Origin of the sequence: Chimaeribacter californicus (genome assembly GCF_002858675.1) — a bacterium.
GTDB lineage: Bacteria > Pseudomonadota > Gammaproteobacteria > Enterobacterales > Enterobacteriaceae > Chimaeribacter > Chimaeribacter californicus.
This window is the reverse complement of sequence record NZ_PJZF01000003.1, coordinates 298,903-321,326: the sequence shown is the minus strand read 5'-3', so window position 1 is coordinate 321,326 and position 22,424 is coordinate 298,903. Positions and strand designations below refer to the sequence as shown.

At 60.8% G+C, this 22,424-nt stretch carries 15 protein-coding genes; 8 read left to right on the top strand and 7 right to left on the bottom strand.

The genetic code is table 11. From position 1 onward, the window contains the following. Nucleotides 1-8: 8 nt before the first annotated feature. The 3 genes from menB to menE are packed head-to-tail and all read left to right on the top strand — an operon-like array spanning nt 9 to nt 3,192. Entirely contained in the window at nt 9-866 is an 858-nt protein-coding gene (gene menB / locus CYR55_RS06165; protein ID WP_101815268.1) for a 1,4-dihydroxy-2-naphthoyl-CoA synthase, read from the top strand. After that, complete coding sequence (gene menC, locus CYR55_RS06160) at nt 866-1,828, top strand: o-succinylbenzoate synthase (RefSeq protein ID WP_101815267.1); 963 nt, start codon at nt 866-868, stop codon at nt 1,826-1,828. Before menB ends, menC begins: the two co-directional genes overlap by 1 nt. After that, a complete protein-coding gene (menE, locus tag CYR55_RS06155; protein WP_420912724.1) occupies nt 1,816-3,192 on the top strand; it encodes an o-succinylbenzoate--CoA ligase in 1,377 nt (458 codons plus the stop codon). Before menC ends, menE begins: the two co-directional genes overlap by 13 nt. Nucleotides 3,193-3,231: 39 nt before the next feature. On the opposite strand, the gene CYR55_RS06150 is transcribed toward menE, so the two are convergent. Beyond that, complete coding sequence (locus CYR55_RS06150; RefSeq protein WP_101815265.1) at nt 3,232-4,674, bottom strand: catalase; 1,443 nt, start codon at nt 4,672-4,674, stop codon at nt 3,232-3,234. Nucleotides 4,675-4,973: 299 nt separating this feature from the next. Here CYR55_RS06150 and CYR55_RS06145 point away from each other — a divergent pair, with 299 nt between their 5' ends. From CYR55_RS06145 to mltB, 3 genes are all read left to right on the top strand, one after another. Continuing rightward, a complete protein-coding gene (locus tag CYR55_RS06145; RefSeq protein WP_241522091.1) occupies nt 4,974-5,519 on the top strand; it encodes a YfaZ family outer membrane protein in 546 nt (181 codons plus the stop codon). A 133-nt stretch (nt 5,520-5,652) separates the two neighbouring features. Then, on the top strand, nt 5,653-6,843 hold the full coding sequence (locus tag CYR55_RS06140) for a nicotinamide mononucleotide deamidase-related protein YfaY (RefSeq protein ID WP_101815263.1): 1,191 nt from the start codon (nt 5,653-5,655) through the stop codon (nt 6,841-6,843). A 103-nt stretch (nt 6,844-6,946) separates the two neighbouring features. Further along, the gene (gene mltB / locus CYR55_RS06135; RefSeq protein ID WP_101815308.1) at nt 6,947-8,017 is read left to right on the top strand and encodes a lytic murein transglycosylase B; all 1,071 of its coding nucleotides are present in this window, start codon (nt 6,947-6,949) and stop codon (nt 8,015-8,017) included. A 61-nt stretch (nt 8,018-8,078) separates the two neighbouring features. Here the strand turns inward: mltB and yfaE are convergent, their stop codons facing one another. The 4 genes from yfaE to ubiG form a co-directional block, all read right to left on the bottom strand. Further along, a complete protein-coding gene (gene yfaE / locus CYR55_RS06130; protein WP_101815262.1) occupies nt 8,079-8,360 on the bottom strand; it encodes a class I ribonucleotide reductase maintenance protein YfaE in 282 nt (93 codons plus the stop codon). Between the two features lies 1 nt (nt 8,361). After that, nucleotides 8,362-9,492 (bottom strand): class Ia ribonucleoside-diphosphate reductase subunit beta, encoded by a 1,131-nt coding sequence (nrdB, locus tag CYR55_RS06125; protein ID WP_101815261.1) that lies wholly within the window; start codon nt 9,490-9,492, stop codon nt 8,362-8,364. A gap of 53 nt (nt 9,493-9,545) precedes the next feature. Continuing rightward, the gene (gene nrdA / locus CYR55_RS06120) at nt 9,546-11,831 is read right to left on the bottom strand and encodes a class 1a ribonucleoside-diphosphate reductase subunit alpha (protein ID WP_101815260.1); all 2,286 of its coding nucleotides are present in this window, start codon (nt 11,829-11,831) and stop codon (nt 9,546-9,548) included. Nucleotides 11,832-12,322: 491 nt separating this feature from the next. Beyond that, a complete protein-coding gene (ubiG, locus tag CYR55_RS06115; RefSeq protein ID WP_101815259.1) occupies nt 12,323-13,063 on the bottom strand; it encodes a bifunctional 2-polyprenyl-6-hydroxyphenol methylase/3-demethylubiquinol 3-O-methyltransferase UbiG in 741 nt (246 codons plus the stop codon). A 220-nt stretch (nt 13,064-13,283) separates the two neighbouring features. Between ubiG and gyrA the strand changes: the two genes are divergently transcribed. Next, on the top strand, nt 13,284-15,935 hold the full coding sequence (gene gyrA, locus CYR55_RS06110; RefSeq protein ID WP_101815258.1) for a DNA topoisomerase (ATP-hydrolyzing) subunit A: 2,652 nt from the start codon (nt 13,284-13,286) through the stop codon (nt 15,933-15,935). Between the two features lie 145 nt (nt 15,936-16,080). Next, the gene (gene rcsC / locus CYR55_RS06105; protein ID WP_101815257.1) at nt 16,081-19,020 is read left to right on the top strand and encodes a two-component system sensor histidine kinase RcsC; all 2,940 of its coding nucleotides are present in this window, start codon (nt 16,081-16,083) and stop codon (nt 19,018-19,020) included. A gap of 67 nt (nt 19,021-19,087) precedes the next feature. On the opposite strand, the gene rcsB is transcribed toward rcsC, so the two are convergent. Both rcsB and rcsD read right to left on the bottom strand, forming a co-directional pair. Further along, nucleotides 19,088-19,738, bottom strand: a complete 651-nt coding sequence (rcsB, locus tag CYR55_RS06100) for a response regulator transcription factor RcsB (protein WP_072930476.1) — start codon at nt 19,736-19,738, stop codon at nt 19,088-19,090. Continuing rightward, nucleotides 19,731-22,424, bottom strand: coding sequence for a phosphotransferase RcsD (rcsD, locus tag CYR55_RS06095; protein WP_101815256.1), 2,694 nt, complete (start codon nt 22,422-22,424; stop codon nt 19,731-19,733). The genes rcsB and rcsD overlap by 8 nt, the downstream gene beginning before the upstream one ends.

Here is a 22,424-nt window from a genome sequence, read left to right as displayed (position 1 = left end):
GAATAAATATGATCGCTCCCGATGAAAACGCCCTGTACGCCCCGGTTGACTGGCAGGATTGCAGCACCGGTTTTGACGACATCCGTTACCACAAAACCCTGGACGGCATCGCGAAAATCACCATTAACCGCCCGCAGGTGCGCAACGCGTTCCGGCCGCAAACGGTGAAAGAGATGATGCGGGCGCTGGACGATGCGCGCCATGACGACCGCATCGGCACTATTATCCTGACCGGCGAAGGTGAAAAAGCCTTCTGCGCCGGCGGCGACCAGAAAGTGCGTGGTGACTACGGCGGCTACCGCGATGAAGCCGGTACGCATCACCTCAACGTGCTCGATTTCCAGCGCCAGATCCGCACCTGCCCGAAGCCGGTGGTGGCGATGGTGGCGGGCTACGCAATTGGCGGCGGCCACGTGCTGCACATGATGTGTGACCTGACGCTGGCGGCGGAGAATGCCGTGTTCGGCCAGACCGGGCCGAAGGTCGGCTCTTTTGACGGCGGCTGGGGCGCGTCCTATATGGCGCGCATCGTCGGCCAGAAAAAGGCGCGTGAAATCTGGTTCCTCTGCCGCCAGTATGGCGCGGCCGAGGCGCTGGAGATGGGGCTGGTGAACCATGTGGTGTCGCTGGCAGAGCTGGAACGTGAAACCGTGCGCTGGTGCCGGGAGATGCTGCAAAACAGCCCGATGGCGCTGCGCTGCCTGAAGGCGGCGCTGAATGCGGATTGTGACGGGCAGGCCGGGTTGCAGGAGCTGGCGGGCAACGCCACCATGTTGTTCTACATGACGGAAGAGGGGCAGGAGGGGCGCAACGCCTTCAACCAGAAACGCGCGCCGGACTTCAGCAAATTTACCCGGAACCCGTGATGCGCAGCGCGACCCTTTACCATTACTGCTTGCCGCTGGTGCCGGGCACCGTGCTGCGTGACCGGCACGTCGCGGAGCGCGACGGGTTGCTGGTGCAGCTGCGCCACGGCGCGGCCGAAGGCTGGGGCGAAGTGGCCCCGCTGCCGGGCTTCAGCCATGAAACATTGCCGGAGGCGCAGGCGGCGGTGCAGGCCGGGCTGGCGGTGTGGCAGGCGGGCGGTGAGTTCACCGCGAGCGGGGTGCCGTCCGTGGACTGGGGGCTGAGCATCGCGCTGGCTGAGCTCACCGGCGCGCTGCCGGTGGCCGCTGATTTCACCACGGTGCCGTTATGCCACGGCGACCCGGATGCGCTGTTTGCCCGGCTGGCGGGGCAGAAACTGGCGAAGATGAAGGTCGGGCTGTATGAGGCGGTGCGTGACGGCATGCTGGTGACGCTGCTGCTGGAAGCACTGCCCGATCTGCACTTGCGGCTGGATGCCAACCGCAGCTGGACGCCGGAAAAAGCGCGCCAGTTCGCCCGCTACGTGGCCCCGGCGTTGCGCAAGCGTATAGCGTTTCTGGAGGAGCCGTGCCGCACACCGCAGGCATCACGCGCGTTTGCGCAGGAGAGCGGCATCCCGCTCGCCTGGGATGAAACCGTGCGTGATGATGGCTTTCAGGTAGAGGCCGAACCCGGCCTGGCGGCGCTGGTGATAAAGCCGATGCTGATGGGCAGCCTGGCGCAGGTGCAGGCGCGCATCCGGGAGGCGCAGTCCGCCGGGCTGGCGGTGGTGATCAGTTCGTCGGTGGAGAGCAGCCTGGGGCTGACTCAACTGGCGCGGCTGGCCGCCTGGCTGACGCCCGGCACCGCGCCGGGGCTGGATACGCTGCCCTTGATGGCGGCGCAACTGGTGCGCCCGTGGCCGGGCAGTGCGCTGCCGCTGCGGCACGCCGCCGATCTTCAGGTGGTCTGGTCATGCTGACGACGTGGCCGTGGCAGCACTGGGCGCGGCAGCGGCCCGATCAGCCGGCGTTGCACGGCGAAGAGGAGCGCTATACCTGGCGGCAACTCACCGCTGAACTGGACAGGCGTGCCGCGCATTATCAGGCGCAGGGCGTGCAGGCAGGGTGCGGCGTGGCGCTGCGCGGCAAAAACAGCCTCGCGCTGCTGCTCGATTATCTGGCGCTGATCCAGTGCGGGGCGCGGGTGCTGGTGCTTAACCCGCAACTCCCGGCCGCGCTGCTGGCGCGGTTGCTGCCCGGCCTGACCCTGGCCTTCCTGCGCGAGCACGCGGAGCCGGTCACCTGCGACGTGCCGCCGCTTTATCCGCCTGTTCAGGCGTTACCGCCGGGCGGCTGTGCGCCGGTGGCGTTTGTGCCGTCCCGGCTGGCGACGTTGACGCTGACTTCCGGTTCCAGCGGGCTGCCGAAAGCGGCGGCGCACAGCATCGCGGCGCACCTTGCCAGCGCGGCGGGCGTGCTGGCGCTGATCCCTTTCCCGGCAGACGCCTGCTGGCTGCTCTCGCTGCCGCTGTTTCACGTCTCCGGCCAGGGGATTGTCTGGCGCTGGCTGCGGGCCGGGGCAGCGCTGGCGGTCAGGCCGCAGCTGCCGCTGGCTGAGGCGCTGGCGGGCTGCACCCATGCGTCACTGGTGCCGACCCAGCTCTGGCGGCTGCTGGAACAGGGCTGCGTGCCGGGGACATTGCGCGCGGTGCTGCTGGGCGGCGCGGCCATCCCCACGGCGCTCACCAGCCGGGCGGAACAGGCGGGCATCCGCTGCTGGTGCGGCTACGGCATGACGGAGATGGCCTCAACCGTCTGCGCCAAACGTGCCGATGCGCAACCGGGCGTCGGGCAGCCGCTGGCGGGGTGTGAAATCAAGGTAGTGAAAGAAGAGGTGCTGATCCGCGCGCCGGGGCAGGCGGCGGGGTACTGGCGTGACGGGGTACTGCACCCGCTGGCGGATAACGAAGGCTGGTACCACAGCCGCGATCGCGGCGTGATGGAGGCGGGGGAGTTACGCATCCTCGGCCGCCTCGACAACCTGTTTTTCAGCGGCGGCGAAGGCATTCAGCCGGAAGAGATTGAGCGGATACTGGCGCGCCATCCACAGGTGACGCAGGTGTTCGTGGTGCCGGTGGAGGATGTGCAGTTTGGCCAGCGGCCGGTGGCGGTGCTGGAAACCACCGGGACGTTGCAGCCGGAGGCCCTGACGCACTGGCTGGCGGGGCAGGTGCCGCGTTTTCAGTGGCCGGTGGCCTATTATTCCTTGCCGGAGAGCCTGAAGCAGGGCGGGATTAAAATCCCGCGCCATCAGGTGCAGCAGTGGGTGGCCTCGCAGCCATAAAAAAAGGGCCGCACTTGCGGCCCTGTTCACGTCAGCAGCTTATCTCACCAGATTCAGCGCATCCACAATGCCCTGACCATATTCCGGGTGCACCTTGAAGAACAGATCGATCTGGCGCTGGCGGATGCTCTCCGGCACCTGCGCCAGTTCACCGGCGATGCGGGTAAACATCCGCTGGTGCTCCTCGTCACTCAGCAGGTTATACAGCGCGCGCGGCTGGCTGTAGTAGTCATCATCTTCGCGGTGGTTCCAGTGGTCGGCCGCGCCTTCCAGTGACAGCGGCGGCTCGCTGTAGTCCGGTTGCTCCTGGAACAGGCCGAAGCTGTTCGGCTCATAGGTCGGGCCGTTGTTCCCGCCGTTGCCGTCCACGCGCATGGCGCCGTCGCGGTGGGTGTTATGGAACGGGCAACGCGGCTGGTTCACCGGGATCTGGTGGTGGTTCACGCCCAGACGGTAGCGGTGCGCATCGCCGTAGGAGAACAAACGCCCCTGCAACATGCGGTCCGGCGAGAAGCCGATGCCCGGCACCACGTTGGCCGGGGTCATCGCTACCTGTTCCACTTCAGCGAAGTAGTTGTCCGGGTTACGGTTCAGTTCGAACTCCCCGACTTCGATCAGCGGGTAGTCGGCGTGCGGCCACACTTTGGTCAGGTCAAACGGGTTATACGGCACCTGGGAGGCTTCTTTCTCCGGCATCACCTGCACGAACATCGTCCAGCGCGGGAAATTGCCGTTTTCCACCGCCTCGAACAGGTCACGCTGCGAGCTTTCGCGGTCACGGCCAATCAGTTCGGCGGCTTCGTCGTCCATCAGGTTCTCAATGCCCTGCTGGGTACGGAAGTGGAATTTCACCCAGAAACGTTCGTTGTCATGGTTGATAAAGCTGAAGGTGTGGCTGCCGAAACCATGCATATGGCGGTAGGAGCGCGGCAGGCCGCGGTCGCTGAAGTCGATGGTCAGCTGGTGCAGCGCTTCCGGCAGGTGGGAGAAGAAATCCCATTTGTAGACCGGGTTGCGCAGGTTGGTGCGCGGGTCACGTTTTACCACGTGGTTCAGGTCAGGGAATTTCAGCGGGTCGCGCAGGTAGAACACCGGCGTGTCGTTGCCGACCAGATCCCAGTTGCCCTCTTCGGTGTAGAAACGCATTGAGAAGCCGCGGATGTCACGCTCGGCATCGGCGCCGCCGCGCTCACCGGCCACGGTAGAGAAGCGCACAAACATCTCGGTCTGCTTGCCAATCTCCGCAAACAGTTTGGCGCGGGTGTAGCGGGTGATGTCATGGGTGACGGTGAAACGGCCATAGGCGGCGGAGCCTTTGGCGTGCATCCGGCGCTCGGGGATCACTTCGCGGTCAAAGTGCGCCAGTTTCTCCAGGAACCAGACATCCTGGAGCAGCATCGGCCCGCGGCGACCGGCGGTCATCACATTGTTATTACTGACAACCGGTGCACCTGCTGATGTCGTCATAAATTTTTTTGTCATTTTTTTAGTCCTGCTGTGTGGTGATACCCGGCAACCTGCGGCCGGAAAGGGAGAGATAAGCGGGGCGGTGTAGGGCCGTACCACTCTGCGCGCCTATCTTCCTGCAGGCGTTGATCTACGGCAAATCGGACTCGGTTATCGCTACTATTGGTTATTTATTCAGTAGTTTGCAGCCACATAATCTGTGGGTGTAATGATTTTTACCTGCCGCTTTTATGCGCCAGAACACGGGTTTGGTTTGATCGCGGGTTTACACTCTGCGCCGGGAATGCGCTTTGTTTTAATCACTACAGGAATGCATGATGAAAAAAATGAAAAGTGCCCTGGCCGCCGCGCTGTTGCTCAGTGTTGGTGCGGCCCAGGCAGTCAGCGTCAGCGGCCAGGCGGGCCAGCACTACACTCACCTCGGCGTCGGCTTCGGCACCTCGTCGCCGGGGCTGGTCACCACCCTGAACTGGGCGCACAGCGACAATGACGGCGACATCGCCGGGCTCGGGCTGGGCTTTAACCTGCCGCTGGGGCCGTTTATGGGCACCGTCGGCGGCAAGGCGCTTTACATGGGGCCGAAGGATGGCGATGAAGGGTATGCGCTGGCGGTGGGCGGCGGCCTGGAACTGCCGATGGGGCGTTACTTCGCGCTGTATGGCGACGGCTACTTCTCACCGGATTCCCTCTCCAGCGGCATCAATGACTATACCGAGGCCAATGCCGGCCTGCGCCTGAACGTCATCCCGCTGCTTTCGGTGGATCTCGGCTACCGCTACATGGCGATGTCAGGCAAGGATGATCACCGCGACAACGTGGTGGCGGACGGCCCCTATATCGGCGCCAGCCTGAACTTCTGACCCACACCGCCGTGAAAAACAGGCCGGGCATGTCCCGGCCTGTTCTGTTTCCGTGCCTATTTACGTCCGGCGGATTGTAATCACCGTCCGGGCTTCCTACTCTGTAAAGCACATTGATGCGCAGGAGAGAAAGATGCTTAGGGTTGAGATGCTCAGTACCGGTGATGAAGTGCTGCACGGCCAGATAACCGACACCAATGCCGCCTGGCTGGCGGATACCCTGTTTAACGAAGGCTTTCCGCTCACCAGCCGTGAGACGGTAGGCGATGAGCTGTCGGCGCTGGTGGCGGTGTTGCAGGAGCGCAGCCAGATCGCCGATGTGTTGATTGTGAACGGCGGGCTGGGGCCGACCAGTGATGATTTAAGCGCGCTGGCGGCCGCCACCGCCGCCGGTGTGGAGCTGGTGGAACATGCCGGGTGGATCGCCCGTATGGAGGCGTTTTTTGCCGGGCGTGGGCGGGAGATGGCCCCGGCAAACCGCAAACAGGCGCAGATCCCGGCCACCGCCGAGATGCTGGATAACCCGGTCGGCACCGCCTGCGGTTTCAGCCTGCGCCTGAACCGCTGTTGGCTGTTTTTTACGCCGGGCGTGCCGTCTGAATTCAAAGTGATGGTGCAGCAGCAGATTGTGCCGCGCCTGCGGCAACAGTTCCCGCAGGCGGAGCCGCCGCTCTGCCTGCGCCTGACCACCTTTGGCCGTGGCGAGAGCGATCTGGCCTCCGAACTGGACGGCCTGGCGCTGCCGGACGGCGTGGTGATGGGCTACCGATCCTCCTCCCCGATTATTGAGCTGAAGCTTACCGGGCCGCGCGCGCAGCAGGCCGCGATGCATCAGGCGTGGGAGCGGGTGCGCGAAGTCGCCGGCGAAAGCACGCTGTTTGAGGGCACCGGCGGCCTGCCGTCGCGGCTGGCGGAGCAGATGCTGACGCAGGCGTTGCGTGTGTCGCTGAGCGAGCAGTTTACCGCCGGGCTGCTCAGCTGGCGGTTGCAGGGCGGCGGGGTGCCGCTGGCGGCCGGTGAGGTGCTGCCGGAAAGCGACGACACCCTGGACGCGCTGCTGGGCCGGGCGCAAGACCTGGCGGAACAGCAGGGCGCACCGCTGGCGCTGGCGGTGGGGTCACTGCGTGAGGGCGAGATCAGCCTGGCGCTGCACACCCCGGCCGGTACCCGCGGCCAGACCCTGCGCTACAGCGCGAAACACCACAGCCCGGTGCTGCAACAGGAGACCATCGCGATGGTGGCGATGGACATGTTGCGCCGTTACCTTAACGGCTGGCCGCCGGTGGGCCACTACCCGTGGATGACGCGGCTGGCGGAAGTCTGATTGCGCTATTTTTCACGCGGTGCGCTGGTGTCTGTTCCCGGCGCACCGGGCAATGTTTTATGATATCGCCCATTTCTTTTTACTCTGGCTGTATGGAAACCCGATGCGTCACCTTGCTGCACTTTTGCCTGTATGTCTTTTGCTCTCCGCCTGTAGCAGTAAACCCAAGCCCGCTGACCTCACTGCCCAGCCCTCACCGGCGCACAGCGGTTTCCTGCTGGAACCGGCCCACAACTACCACCCGCTGACCGGGGATTTCGCCAACAACCCGGCCACCGAACGCTTTATCGACAAGATGGTGCGCGAGCACGGTTTTGACCGCCAGCAACTGCACGATGTGCTGGCGCAGACCAAACAGCTCGATTACGTGCTGCGGCTGATGAACCAGCAAGCGCCGACGCCCGGCCAGCGCCCCAGCGGCCCGAACGGTGCCTGGCTGCGTTACAGCAAAAAATTCATCACGCCGGACAACGTGCAAAACGGCGTAGTGTTCTGGAACCAGCATGAGCAGGCGCTGCGGCGCGCCTACACCACCTATGGCGTGCCGCCGGAAATTATCGTCGGCATTATTGGCGTGGAGACGCGCTGGGGCCGGGTGATGGGCAAAACGCGGATTATCGATGCGCTGGCGACGCTGGCCTTCGCTTACCCGCGCCGCGCCGACTACTTTGCCGGTGAACTGGAAACCTTCCTGTTGATGGCGCGCAGCGAAGGGGATGACCCGCTCTCGCTGCGCGGCTCCTTTGCCGGGGCGATGGGCTACGGCCAGTTTATGCCGTCGTCGTTCAAGGATTACGCGGTGGATTTCACCGGTGACGGGCACGTCAACCTGTGGGACCCGGAAGACGCCATCGGCAGCGTCGCCAACTACTTCCAGGCGCACGGCTGGGTGAAAGATCAGACGGTGGCCGTCCCGGCCAGCGGGCAGGCACCGCTGATGCAGCAGGGCTTCACCACCAAATACACCGTGGGCGCGCTGAGTGCCGCCGGGCTGCGGCCGTTAAGCCCGCTGAATGATAACCAGCAGGTGAGCCTGCTGCGTCTGGACGTCGGCACCGGTTACCAGTACTGGTACGGGCTGCCGAACTTCTATGTGATCACCCGTTACAACCACAGCACTCACTACGCGATGGCGGTGTGGCAGCTGGGGGTGGCGGTGAGCCGGGCGCGGTAACACCGGGAAGGGGAATAAAAAAAACGGGCTGAAAATTCAGCCCGTTTTTTATGTGCGGCGATCAGATGTCGATCTCAATATCTTCCTGCGGCAGGCAGCAGCAGAGCAGGATGTCGCCCTCCTGAATAAAGGCCAGCGGCGTCTGGTGGTAACTGACGCTGCCCTTGAGCAGCCGCACGCGGCAGGCACCGCAATAGCCCTCGCGGCACTGGTACTCCACCTCAAGCTGGTGGGTTTCCAGCAGCTCCAGCAGGCAACGGTGTTCCGGCGCGCAGGGGAGTTGCGCGCCGCTGCTGCGCAGCAGAATGGTGTGGCCGCCGCGCGTCAGGGAGTCGCCGGCCATATCAGAGCTGGAAGTCGCTCAGGTCGTCAGCGTTGACTTCCGAGTCAATCTGGCCGACCAGATAAGAGCTGACTTCCACTTCCTGCGGTGCAACCTGCACGTTGTCCGACACCAGCCAGCTGTTGATCCATGGGATCGGGTTGGAGCGGGTTTTGAACGGCAGATCCAGCCCCACCGCCTGCATACGGATGTTGGTGATGTACTCCACATACTGGCAGAGGATGTCTTTGTTCAGGCCAATCATCGAGCCGTCACGGAACAGGTATTCCGCCCACTCTTTCTCCTGCTGCGCCGCCAGCACGAACAGGTCATAGCTCTGCTGCTGGCACTCTTTGGCGATCTCCGCCATCTCCGGGTCATCCGCGCCGGAGCGCATCAGGTTGATGATGTGCTGGGTGCCGGTGAGGTGCAGCGCCTCGTCACGCGCAATCAGGCGGATGATTTTGGCGTTGCCTTCCATCAGCTCGCGCTCGGCAAAGGCAAAGGAGCAGGCAAAGCTGACGTAGAAGCGGATCGCCTCCAGCGCGTTGACGCTCATCACGCAAAGGTAAAGTTTCTTCTTCAGCTCATGCAGGCTCACCTCAACGGTTTCGCCGTTGACCTGGTGCGTGCCTTCACCCAGCAGGTTGTAGTAGCCGCTCATGGTGATCAGCTCATCGTAATACCCGGAGATGTCCTTGGCGCGCTTCAGGATCTCTTCGTTGGTCACGATGTCATCAAACACCAGCGCCGGATCGTTGACGATGTTGCGGATGATGTGGGTGTAAGAGCGCGAGTGAATGGTCTCAGAGAAGGACCAGGTCTCAATCCAGGTTTCCAGCTCCGGGATGGAGATCAGCGGCAGCAGCGCCACGTTCGGGCTGCGCCCCTGGATCGAGTCCAGCAGCGTCTGGTACTTCAGGTTGCTGAGGAAGATATGCTTCTCATGGTCCGGCAGGGCCTGGAAGTCGATGCGGTCGCGCGAGACGTCCACCTCTTCCGGTCGCCAGAAGAAGGAGAGCTGCTTCTCGATCAGCTTCTCAAAGATCGCGTGTTTCTGCTGGTCAAAGCGGGCAACGTTCACCGGCTGGCCGAAGAACATCGGCTCCAGCAGCTGGTTGTTTTTAGTCTGGGAAAACGTGGTATAGGCCATAGTGCAAATCCTGTCTGTCAGCAGGGGCCGGGCATTCACCCGGCCCCCCTGTGTTAAATCTTGCAGGCGCCGCTTTCGCAGCCGTCATCCTGAATCGACGGGGCCAGGTCATCCTGGGCATCTTCCGCGCCGTCACGGGTGTTTTGGTAGTAGAGCGTTTTCACGCCGAACTTGTAGGCGGTGAGCAGGTCTTTCAGCAGCTGCTTCATCGGCACCTTGTTGCCCGCAAAACGTGACGGGTCATAGTTGGTGTTGGACGAGATCGCCTGGTCGATGAACTTCTGCATCACGCCGACCAGTTGCAGGTAGCCGTCGTTGTTCGGCATTTCCCACAGCAGTTCGTAGGCGTCTTTCAGGCGCTCATACTCCGGCACCACCTGGCGCAGGATGCCGTCTTTCGACTGCTTGATGCTGACGTGGCCGCGCGGCGGCTCGATGCCGTTGGTGGCGTTGGAGATCTGCGACGAAGTCTCGGACGGCATCAGGGCTGAGAGCGTGGAGTTACGCAGGCCGAACTCTTTGATGTCGGCACGCAGGCTGTCCCAGTCGAGGTGCAGCGGCTCACTGCATACCGCGTCCAGGTCACGCTTGTAGGTGTCCACCGGCATGATGCCCTGTGCGTAGGTGGTTTCGTTGAACCACGGGCAGGCACTTTGCTCTTTCGCCAGGTTGTTCGAGGCTTTCAGCAGGTAGTACTGGATCGCCTCAAAAGTGCGGTGCGTCAGGTTGTTGGCGCTGCCGTCGGAGTAACGCACGCCGTTTTTCGCCAGGTAGTAGGCGTAGTTGATCACGCCGATACCCAGGGTGCGGCGGCCCATTGCGCCGCGTTTGGCGGCCGGGATCGGGTAGTCCTGGTAGTCGAGCAGCGCGTCGAGCGCACGCACCGCCAGGGTAGCCAGCTCTTCCAGATCGTCCAGGCTCTCAATCGCGCCCAGGTTGAAGGCGGAGAGGGTACACAGGGCGATTTCGCCGTTCTCGTCGTTGACGTCTTCCAGCGGTTTGGTCGGCAGCGCAATCTCCAGGCAGAGGTTGGACTGGCGCACCGGCGCGATGGCCGGGTCAAACGGGCTGTGGGTGTTGCAGTGGTCCACGTTCTGGATGTAGATACGGCCGGTGGAGGCGCGCTCCTGCATCATCAGGGAGAACAGCTCAACCGCTTTGATGCGCTGCTTGCGGATGCTCTCATCCTGCTCATATTTGGTGTACAGGCGCTCAAATTCATCCTGATCGGCGAAGAAGGCGTCATACAGCCCCGGCACGTCAGACGGGCTGAACAGGGTGATGTCTTCGTTTTTCACCAGGCGCTGGTACATCAGCTTGTTGAGCTGCACGCCGTAGTCCATGTGGCGCACGCGGTTGCCTTCCACGCCGCGGTTGTTTTTCAGCACCAGCAGGCTTTCCACTTCCAGGTGCCACATCGGGTAGAACAGGGTGGCCGCACCGCCGCGCACGCCGCCCTGCGAGCAGGATTTCACCGCGGTCTGGAAGTGCTTATAGAACGGGATACAGCCGGTGTGGAAGGCCTCGCCGCCGCGGATCGGGCTGCCCAGCGCACGGATGCGACCGGCGTTGATGCCGATGCCGGCACGCTGGGAGACATATTTCACAATGGCGCTGGAGGTGGCGTTGATCGAGTCGAGGCTGTCGCCGCACTCAATCAGCACGCAGGAGCTGAACTGACGGGTCGGGGTACGCACGCCGGACATGATCGGGGTCGGCAGCGAGATTTTGAAGGTTGAGATCGCGTCGTAGAAGCGCTTGATGTAATCCAGGCGCGTCTCACGCGGGTAGTTGGAGAACAGGCACGCCGCCACCAGGATGTAGAGGAACTGGGCGCTTTCGTAGATCTCGCCGGTCACGCGGTTCTGCACCAGGTACTTGCCTTCCAGCTGCTTCACGGCGGCGTAGGAGAAGGTCATGTCGCGCCAGTGGTCGATAAAGCTGTCCATCTGCTCGAACTCTTCAGCCGTGTAGTCTTCCAGCAGATGTTTATCGTACTTGCCCAGGTCAATCATGCGGCTGACGTGCTCAAGCAGTTTTGGCGGCTCAAACTGGCCGTAGGCTTTCTTACGCAGGTGGAAGATCGCCAGGCGGGCAGCCAGGTACTGGTAGTCCGGCGCGTCACGCGAGATCAGGTCCGCGGCGGCTTTGATGATGGTTTCATGGATGTCGGCGGTTTTGATGCCGTCATAAAACTGGATGTGGGAACGCAGCTCTACCTGGGAAACGGAGACGTTTTGCAGCCCTTCCGCGGCCCAGTCGATGACACGGTGGATTTTATCAAGATTGATGCGTTCTTTGCGGCCATCACGTTTAGTAACAAGCAGACTCTGGTTCATGGGGTGCGTACCTTAAAGGTTTATAAACGGCCAGCGCCGCACCGCGCAGCATAATGCGCAGCAGCAAACGAAGTATAGGCAGTTGGTCAGGATATAAACACAATATATTGTGGGTGTCGTCAGTTCGGCTAACAAGATAGTGTCAGTTCAGTGAATTGACAAGGGGACAAAACCGCCGGAGATTGTGGATAACTTGGGGGTTAAAATGTGAAGCAACGGTGAAACGCCCAGCAGCGCTGGCGTGGCTGCGCTGTCAATATCTTCGATAGGAAATTCTTATATTTTTTCAAAACTTGATCGACTGCTGATTTATTAAACGTTAGAAAAAATCGCTATATTGATGTGGTTTACTATTCTAAAAACGCGTATTTCTGCAACGGCGCGTGCCAAATGCCTAAAAATAAAGATTTATTCGGATATGCCGCCCGCCGGGCTGCGGTAATTCTTAAAAAAGCGCTGGCGGAGCGGCATTAAATGTGGCAGAGCGCCGGTCAGCGCGGGGCCGGGTACTGCGTATGCACCATGTAGTTGACGTCCACATTCGGCGCCAGCTTGAAGCGGTTGGTCAGCGGGTTGTAGTGCAGGCCGATGATATGGCGCTCCACCAGCGGGGTGTGATCGACCCAGTGCAGCAGCTCAGACGGCTTGATGAACTTTTTGATGTCATGCGTGCCCTTCGGCACCATCTTCAGCACATACTCCGCGCCGACAATCGCCATCAGCCAGGCTTTGTTGTTGCGGTTCAGGGTAGAGAAGAAGACATGGCCGCCCGGTTTCACCAGCTTGGCGCAGGCGATCACCACGGACGCCGGGTCCGGCACGTGCTCCAGCATCTCCATGCAGGTCACCACGTCATACTGCTGCGGGTTGGCCTCGGCGTGCGCCTCTACCGTCTCCTGCACGTAATTGAGCGTGACGCCCGCCTCCAGCGCATGCAGGCGCGCCACCTGCAACGGCTCGGCCCCCATGTCCAGCCCGGTGACGTCCGCGCCCTCGCGCGCCATGCTCTCGGCCAGGATGCCGCCGCCGCAGCCGACGTCCAGCACCTTCTTGCCGAAAATGCCGTCAGCGCGGGTGATGATGTAATTCAGGCGCAGCGGGTTGATGCGGTGCAGCGGCTTGAATTCCCCTTCCAGGTCCCACCAGCGTGAGGCCACGGCCTCAAATTTGGCGATTTCGTTCTGGTCAACGTTTTGCGGCGCAGCGGCCGGTGCAGCGTGCTGTTCATTCATCGGCTTTATCACTCCTTAACCTTCAATATCCCGGATTATACATATTACTGCGGCGCGGCGGCAGATTTGTGGCGCGCCCCCCGCACCGGAAAGGCATGAAAACCGGGGCATAATGGTGCCTTTGTTTCCCACGAATGGGCGGTTTGTGGTATAGTTTTACACCTTTGCCTATCCACAGGCAGCGGGCAGATGAACCATTCAGTAGAGGGATAGCAGCTCCATGAGCGACCTTGCCAGAGAAATCACACCGGTCAACATCGAAGAAGAGCTCAAGAGCTCGTATCTGGATTACGCCATGTCCGTTATCGTCGGGCGTGCGCTTCCGGATGTGCGCGATGGGTTGAAACCGGTGCACCGCCGCGTACTGTACGCAATGAATGTTCTGGGTAACGACTGGAATAAAGCCTATAAGAAATCGGCCCGTGTGGTCGGTGACGTCATCGGTAAATACCACCCGCATGGCGACACTGCGGTCTATGACACCATCGTCCGTATGGCGCAGCCGTTCTCGCTGCGCTACATGCTGGTTGACGGGCAGGGCAACTTCGGCTCTATCGACGGCGACTCCGCCGCGGCGATGCGTTACACCGAAGTGCGCATGTCGAAGATTGCCCATGAATTGCTGGCGGATCTCGAAAAAGAGACGGTCGACTTCGTCCCGAACTATGACGGCACCGAGCAGATCCCGGCCGTCATGCCGACCAAAATCCCCAACCTGCTGGTTAACGGCTCGTCAGGGATCGCCGTGGGCATGGCCACCAACATCCCGCCGCACAACCTGACGGAAGTGATCAACGGCTGCCTGGCCTACATTGACGATGAGAACATCAGCATTGAAGGGCTGATGGAGCACATCCCGGGGCCGGACTTCCCGACCGCCGCCATCATCAACGGCCGCCGCGGCATTGAAGAGGCGTACCGCACCGGGCGCGGCAAAATCTATATCCGCGCGCGCGCGGAAGTGGAAGCCGACGCCAAAACCGGCCGCGAAACCATTATCGTTCACGAGATCCCGTATCAGGTGAACAAGGCGCGGCTGATTGAGAAAATCGCCGAGCTGGTGAAAGAGAAGCGCGTCGAGGGCATCAGCGCGCTGCGCGATGAATCCGACAAAGACGGCATGCGCATTGTCATCGAGATCAAACGTGACGCCGTCGGGGAAGTGGTGCTGAACAACCTCTACTCCCTGACCCAGTTGCAGGTGTCGTTCGGCATCAACATGGTGGCACTGCACCAGGGGCAGCCGAAGATCCTCGGCCTCAAGGACATCCTGTCCGCCTTTGTGCGCCACCGCCGTGAAGTGGTGACGCGCCGTACCATCTTTGAACTGCGCAAAGCGCGTGACCGCGCCCACATCCTGGAAGCGCTGGCAATTGCGCTGGCCAATATCGACCCAATCATTGAGCTGATCCGCCAGGCACCGTCACCGGCCGAGGCGAAAGCCGCGCTGGTGGCCCACCCGTGGGCGCTGGGCAATGTCTCTGAGATGCTGGCCCGTGCCGGTGACGACGCGGCCCGCCCGGAGTGGCTGGAGCCGGAGTTCGGCATCCGTGACGGCAAATACTTCCTGACCGAGCAGCAGGCGCAGGCGATTCTGGATCTGCGTCTGCAGAAATTGACCGGCCTGGAGCATGAGAAGCTGCTGGATGAGTACAAAGAGCTGCTCAACCAGATCGCGGAACTGATCTTTATCCTGGAAAACCCTGACCGGCTGATGGAAGTCATCCGTGAAGAGCTGATTGCGATAAGAGATCAGTACAACGACGCGCGCCGCACGGAAATCACCGCCAACACCGCGGACATCAACATCGAAGACCTGATCAACCAGGAAGATGTGGTGGTGACGCTGTCCCACCAGGGTTATGTGAAGTACCAGCCGCTGACGGACTATGAAGCCCAGCGCCGTGGCGGGAAAGGCAAATCTGCCGCCCGCATCAAGGAAGAGGACTTCATCGACCGGTTGCTGGTGGCGAACACCCACGACACCATCCTCTGCTTCTCCAGCCGGGGCCGCCTCTACTGGATGAAGGTCTACCAGCTGCCGGAAGCCAGCCGCGGCGCACGCGGCCGGCCGATCGTCAACCTGCTGCCGCTGGAGCCGAACGAGCGCATTACGGCGATCCTGCCGGTGCGGGAGTACGAAGAGGGGCGTTACGTCTTTATGGCGACTGCCAGCGGTACGGTGAAGAAAACCGAGCTCACCGAGTTCAGCCGTCCGCGCAGCGCGGGCATCATCGCGGTGAACCTGAACGAGGGCGACGAGCTGATTGGCGTTGACCTGACGGACGGCAGCAACGAAGTGATGCTGTTCTCCGCCGCCGGGAAAGTGGTGCGCTTCAACGAGAGCGCCGTGCGTAAAATGGGCCGTACTGCGGCCGGTGTGCGCGGCATCCGTCTGGCGGAAACCGACAGCGTGGTGTCATTGATTGTGCCGCGCGGCGAGGGTGACATCCTCACCGTCACGCAGAACGGTTTCGGCAAGCGCACTGCGGCCGCCGAGTACCCGACCAAATCCCGTGCCACGCAGGGCGTGATCTCCATCAAGGTCAGCGAGCGTAACGGGCCGGTAGTCGGCGCGGTGCAGGTGGATACCAGCGACCAGATCATGATGATCACCGATGCCGGCACGCTGGTGCGTACCCGCGTCTCTGAAGTCAGCATCGTGGGCCGTAACACCCAGGGCGTCACGTTGATCCGTACTGCGGAAGATGAAAACGTGGTCGGCCTGCAACGTGTGGCGGAGCCGGTGGAAGATGAAGAGCTGGACGGTGTGGTCGCGGTAGAAGGCGAGCTGCCGGTAGAAGAGGATGAGCCGGAAGAGGCTGACCTCGACGAGGCCGATGACGCAGAAGAAGAGGGCGACGACGCCTGATTGCATGACTAAACCGGGCGGCGGAGCTCTCCCCCGCCCACGCGTCTTGAAGCCAGCCTGCGGGCTGGCTTTTTTATGGCAGATCGGTAGTGTATTCTGTTCGCTGCCTGCCCTGAATGGCCCGACACATTAAGATGGTATCCGATTGAAATATCTGGCTTCGTTCCGCACAACGCTGAAAATTTCCCGTTACTTATTCCGGGTACTGGCCATTATGCTCTGGTCACTGGGCGCGTTGCTGACCACCTTTTACATCCTGAACATCTTTCACGAGAAAGAGTCACAGATCCGTCAGGAGTATTACCTCAACTACGATCAGGCCCAGAGTTACTTCCGTCATTCGGCGGACATCATGCGCGATATCCGCTATATGGCGGAGAACCGCCTCAGCGGCACGGTCAACGGCCTCGACATCCTGAACGGGGTGTTTGCCGGGAAAACCAACCAGCCGCGCATCTACCCGCTGTTCAGTGACTCCGACTGCGCCCAGCTCAACGGCGACTACCGCAACTCGCTCCAGTCACTGAGCAACACCGTGCATTACTGGAAAGATAATTTCTCCGCTGCCTATGACCTGAACCGGGTGTTCTTCATCGGCGGCGACAGCCTCTGCATGGCCGATTTCAACATCAATAACACCACCCGGCCGATCAACCATGAAAACGTGCTGAAATCACTGCATGAGCGCATCCTGAAATTCCGTAACGCCAAGAGCAAAGAGAAAGACAACAACCTCTACTGGGTCAGCCCCGGCCCGCGCGCCGATGTCGGTTACCTCTATGTGCTGGCGCCGATCTACGTGGGCAACAAACTGGAGGCGCTGATCGGCATCGAGCAGATCCTGCGGCTGGAAGATTTCTCCAGCCCAAGCGCGCTGCCGATTGGCGTCACGCTGCTGGGGCCCTCCAACGAGCCGTTGCTGCGCTTCAGCGAGGGCGAGCGCTACATCTCCATGCTGGGTCGCTACCCGGACGCCGCCAGCTACTTTGGCTATGTGAACGGGTACAACGACCTGATCATGAAAAAGAGCCTGCAGCCGTCCACGCTCAGCATCGTCTACTCGCTGCCGGTGCGCACCCTGCTGGACAGATTTAAAATCCTGATCCTCAACGCTTTCCTGCTGAACATCTTCTCGGCGATCCTGCTGTTTACCCTGGCGTGGTTGTTTGAGCGGAAAATGTTCTTCCCAGCGGAAGAGAACGCCTTCCGGCTGGAGGAGAACGAGCAGTTCAACCACAAAATTGTGGCATCGGCCCCGGTCGGCATCTCTATTTTGCGCATCAGTGACGGCGTGAACATCCTCAGTAACGAACTGGCGCACAACTACATCAACATGCTGACCCACGAGGATCGCCAGCGCATTACGCGCATCATCTGCGACCAGCAGGTCAACTTTGTGGATGTGATCACCAGCAATAACAACAACCTGCAACTGAGCTTCGTGCATTCGCGCTACCGCAACGAGGATGTGGCGATCTGCGTGCTGGTGGACGTCAGCGCGCGCGTGAGGATGGAAGAGTCATTGCAGGAGATGGCCAACGCCGCCGAGCAGGCGAGCCAGTCGAAATCGATGTTCCTGGCGACCGTCAGCCATGAGCTGCGCACCCCGCTGTACGGCATCATCGGTAACCTCGATCTGTTGCAGACCAAGGCACTGCCGGAGGGGGTTGACCGGCTGGTCACGGCGATGAACAACTCCTCCGGCCTGCTGCTGAAAATCATCAGCGACATCCTCGACTTCTCGAAGATTGAGTCAGAACAGCTGAAAATTGAGCCGCGCGAGTTCTCCTGCCGGGAGGTGGTGACCCACATCGCCGGCAACTACCTGCCGCTGGTGGTGAAAAAGCGTCTGGGCCTCTACTGCTTTATTGAGCACGATGTGCCGGAGTTCCTCTCCGGTGACCCGGTGCGGCTGCAACAGGTGCTCTCCAACATCCTCAATAACGCCATCAAATTCACCGACACCGGCTGCATCGTGCTCCATGCCTGCACCCGGGATAACTACCTGGAGTTCCGCGTGCGCGACACCGGCGTCGGCATTCCGGCGAAAGAGATCCCGCGGCTGTTTGATCCGTTCTTCCAGGTCGGTACCGGCGTGCAGCGCCACTTCCAGGGCACCGGGCTGGGGCTGGCGATCTGTGAGAAGCTGATTAACCTGATGGATGGCGATATCGCCGTAGAATCGGAACCGGGGATGGGCAGCCTGTTCACCGTGCGCCTGCCGATGTATGACGCCAAATTCGCCACGCCGCCGGACGGCACCCTGTGGCGGGGCCGACGCATTATCCTGTCGGTGCGCAATGCGCGGCTGGAGGCGTACCTGGAGCCGATGCTGAACCAGCATGGCGCAGACGTGGTGCGCTACCAGCCGGGCATGATCACCTATGACAGCGACATCCTGCTGACCGACTACGCGCTGAACCACCCGCTGTCGCTGCTGGCGCAGATCGAGTTCTCGCTCGAGCATATCGGCCCGCCGGTGGAGACCCGCCCGGGCTACTGGCTGCACAGCACCTCAACGCCGCTGGAGTTGACCAGCCTGTTTAACCGCCTCTACCACCTGGAAGAGGGCCACGCGCGTGCGATGCTGCAACTGCCGGTGATCAACGCCGAAACCCAGCAGGCGAACCACGAGATCCAGCTGCTGGTGGTGGATGACCACCCGATCAACCGCCGCCTGCTGGCCGACCAGCTCGGCTCGCTCGGCTACCAGATCCTGACTGCCAACGACGGGCTGGACGCGCTGGAGGTGATGCGCTGCAACACCATTGATATCGTGCTGACGGACGTCAACATGCCGAAGATGGACGGCTATCGCCTGACCCAGCGGCTGCGGCAGATGGATTACATCCGCCCGGTGATTGGCGTCACGGCCAACGCCCTGGCCGAGGAGAAGCAGCGCTGTATCGAGGCAGGCATGGACAACTGCCTGTCAAAACCGGTGACCCTCGACACCCTGCGCACGACGCTGGCCTACTACAGCGCACGCACCCGCCAGATCCGCCAGGCCGAACAGCGCGCCCGTGAACGCGCTGAACGTGAGGCCGCCGAAGCGGCAGAGCAGGGCGGTGACGTCCCGGTGTGATACCCGCCCGCTTCTCAGCCATAAAAAAAGCGCCCATTGGGCGCTTTTTGTTTTTCTTACGCTGTTATCAGCCGCGATCCACCGGGGTGGTGCTGACGGAAGAGAGGTAGTTGAGCAGGGCGATGTCGTTGTCCACGCCCAGTTTCATCATCGCTGACTTCTTCTGGCTGCTGATGGTTTTGATGCTGCGGTTGAGTTTCTTGGCGATCTCGGTCACCAGGAAGCCTTCCGCAAACAGGCGCAGCACTTCGCTCTCTTTCGGAGAGAGGCGCTTGTCGCCGTAACCGTTGGCGCTGATCTTCTCCAGCAATTTGGAGACGCTTTCCGGCGTGAATTTCTTGCCTTTCTGCAGGGCAGCCAGCGCTTTCGGCAGGTCGGTCGGCGCGCCCTGTTTCAGCACAATGCCTTCGATGTCCAGATCCAGTACCGCACTGAGGATCGCCGGGTTGTTGTTCATGGTCAGCACAATGATCGCCAGCTGCGGGTAGTGGCGTTTGATGTACTTGATAAGCGTAATGCCGTCGCCGTACTTCTCGCCCGGCATGGAGAGGTCGGTGACCAGTACGTTGGCGTCCAGTTTCGCCAGATTGTTAATCAGCGCGGTGGAGTCCTCAAACTCCCCAACCACATTCACCCACTCTATCTGTTCCAGTGACTTCTTGATGCCAAACAGAACAATAGGGTGGTCATCGGCAATAATTACGTTCAGGTTATTCATGGTTTTGGCTACCTTGCTGTAGCAGTCTGCTGACAAAATGATCAATCTGACTGATGTTATTCTCGATTTTCAGCATGTCGGTTTCAACAATATGCTGTTCTAGCGTTTCACATAATACTTTGCCGGGGGTCAGGTTTAACATGGCAAAGACCCCCTTCAGGCGGTGTGCAGTCTGAGAAAGTGCTGTGAAATCCTGTTGCCGGCTTTCGCTGTGCAGTTTGTCCAGATCCTCCGGCACCGTCTCGGTGAACAGCGCGTAGTAATCGCTGGCCTCAAGCTGTGCGCGGTAATCGTGGCCGTCGTCACCCGGAAGCGTCTCCGGGGCCGGGCTGTCAACGGTGGCCGCCATCTGTTGCTCGATCAGCACCAGAATGGCATCAATGACAGCACTGCTGATATTATAATTCACGCGAATATAATCCCGCTGTAACTGTTGGAAGCCCGCCTCGTCACTTGAAAGTAACAATGTGTAGCGATCACAGTGATGGGGATTATCTGTCAACATGACATCATAATCACGACTAATCTGTCTATCCTCTGCGGTAATACAATTTGCACCATAACCGGCGAGCAGGCGGGTGACGATCGAACGCACCTCTTCCGAGGTCACATCCAGCAATACCGTCACGTCATCCAGCAGTTTTTCGCTCTCTTCCTCGTCACGCGGTTCCACGCCCAGCAGGATGCGCACGGTATAACGCGTGCCGATGTCCGCCTTGCTGCGGATCTCCAGCTGGCCGTTCAGCTTCTTGCACAGCTGGTTACACAGGAAGAAGGTGAGGCCGGAGCCGTGGTTAAAGCGGTCGATCAGCGTCTGGCTGAGGAACGGATAGTTAAGGTTACGGATCTCCTCTTTGGAGATGCCGCTGCCGGTGTCGGTGATGTGGAAAATCAGCTGCTCAGGCTGTTGCGGCTCGCTCTCCACAATCAGCGAGATTTTGCCGAAGGCGGTAGTGACGATCGCGTAATCCAACAGCAGCGACAGCACCTTTTTCAGCGCCTGCACATCGCCGATGTAGTTCTGTGTGGCATCCAGCTGGAAGTGGTTGAACAGTGACAGCCCCTTGCGGTTCAGCGCCGGCAGGGTCTCCAGCAGCAGCTCATCCACCATGCCGGAAAGGGAGAACTGGTGGCGTGACGGTTGCCAGTCCTGCGTCTCCAGCCGGGTCAGCAGGGTGATGTTATCAATCAGCGTCAGCACCGACTGCGACTCATAGGCCAGATCGCCCAGCATCTGCTGGCGCTCCGCCTCCGGTGCCTGTTGCAGGGCGGTAGAGAGCGTATGGATGGTGTTCAGCGGCTGGTTCAGCTCGATCCCCAGGTTGTGCAGCATCAGTTTGCGCGCCTGGAGGTTCTTCTCATACTCACGCCGTGCCTGTTGCAGCTTCTTGTTGACCATCACCTCTTTGTCCTGGTCATGCAGCAGGAACAGGTAGGTTTCCGGCGCAAATTTGCTGCGCAACATGCGGATCTCATACACCTCGTTGTTCACCGTGGCCTGAATGGTGCCGTGGTGCTGCTCCGCCATCGCGGCGATCTTTTGCAGGCTGAGGTGCGGCAGCAGGTGGTCGGCAATCTTATTGCTGGCGACCACGCTGTTGCTGCCGAAGTTATACACCAGCAAGCCGGTGGAGAGGCTGGAGACAATCTCCTGGTTCAGCGCCTGCTGGGCGCGCAGCTGCGCCGCCATGTTCTCACTCGGGCGGATAAACTGATGGCGGATAAAGTAGATGCCGCTCATCGCCATGCCCAGCAGCGCCAGGTTAATCAGCAGCAGCCAGGTATTGTTGTGCAGCATGTCCAGCGCCAGGCCGGGCAGGGCAACGCGGTACACCACCTGTAACGGCGCATTGGCGAGCGGCGTAGCGAAGTCGAGCCACCAGCCGCTGCGCGTCACCCGCGTGCCGCTGCCGTTATCTTCTGCCTCGCCCTCGCTTACCGGCGCACTCTCCTCACGCAGCTGGAAGTTAGCGCGTGCCAGGTTGGCCGGCAGCAGATCGTTGACCGGCAGGTCAAAGGCGATCACCGTCGCCAGGTGGCCCGGGTTGTTAAAGGTGGTACGCAGGGAGAAGAACATGTCATTACTGAAACGTGACTTGCGCAGGGTTGAGAAGCTCTCGCGCTCATCCAGCGTGTTGGCCTGTTGCAGCATCTCATTGCGGCGCGCATCGGCGGAGGTGGTGAGGTAATTCTCCTTAAAGCGTGACGTCAGTTCCTGCAACGGCTGGGTCGTCACCATAATCAGGCTGTTATCCTGGCCGTTCAGGTAGTACATGGTGTAGGTCTGCGGCTTGCCGCCCCACTGCATGTCGAGGTAATTCGACACCTGGAGAGTCAGGTCGAGGGTGGCGCTGTCATGGTTGCCGAAGATCACGGCATCGGTTTTACGGTGCGCTTTCTGCACATAAAACACGTCCGGCCGCAGGCGGATCTCCTGCGCCGGGGTGGCGCTGCCGCCCACCGGGCTGCCGGTGTAATTGTCATAAATCTGGTACGTGTTGTAGCGGTAAATATCGATCCGCTGCTGCATCCGGGTGGCGATATTCTCCAGCACATGCTTTTTATCGTTCAGATACGCGGTGGTGTAGTTATACCCATATATCCCAATCCCGGTGGTCAGCAGCAGGATAAACACCAGAAAAAACCGGGTGATATTGGTAGAGGTCAATGACAAATACTTTTGCAT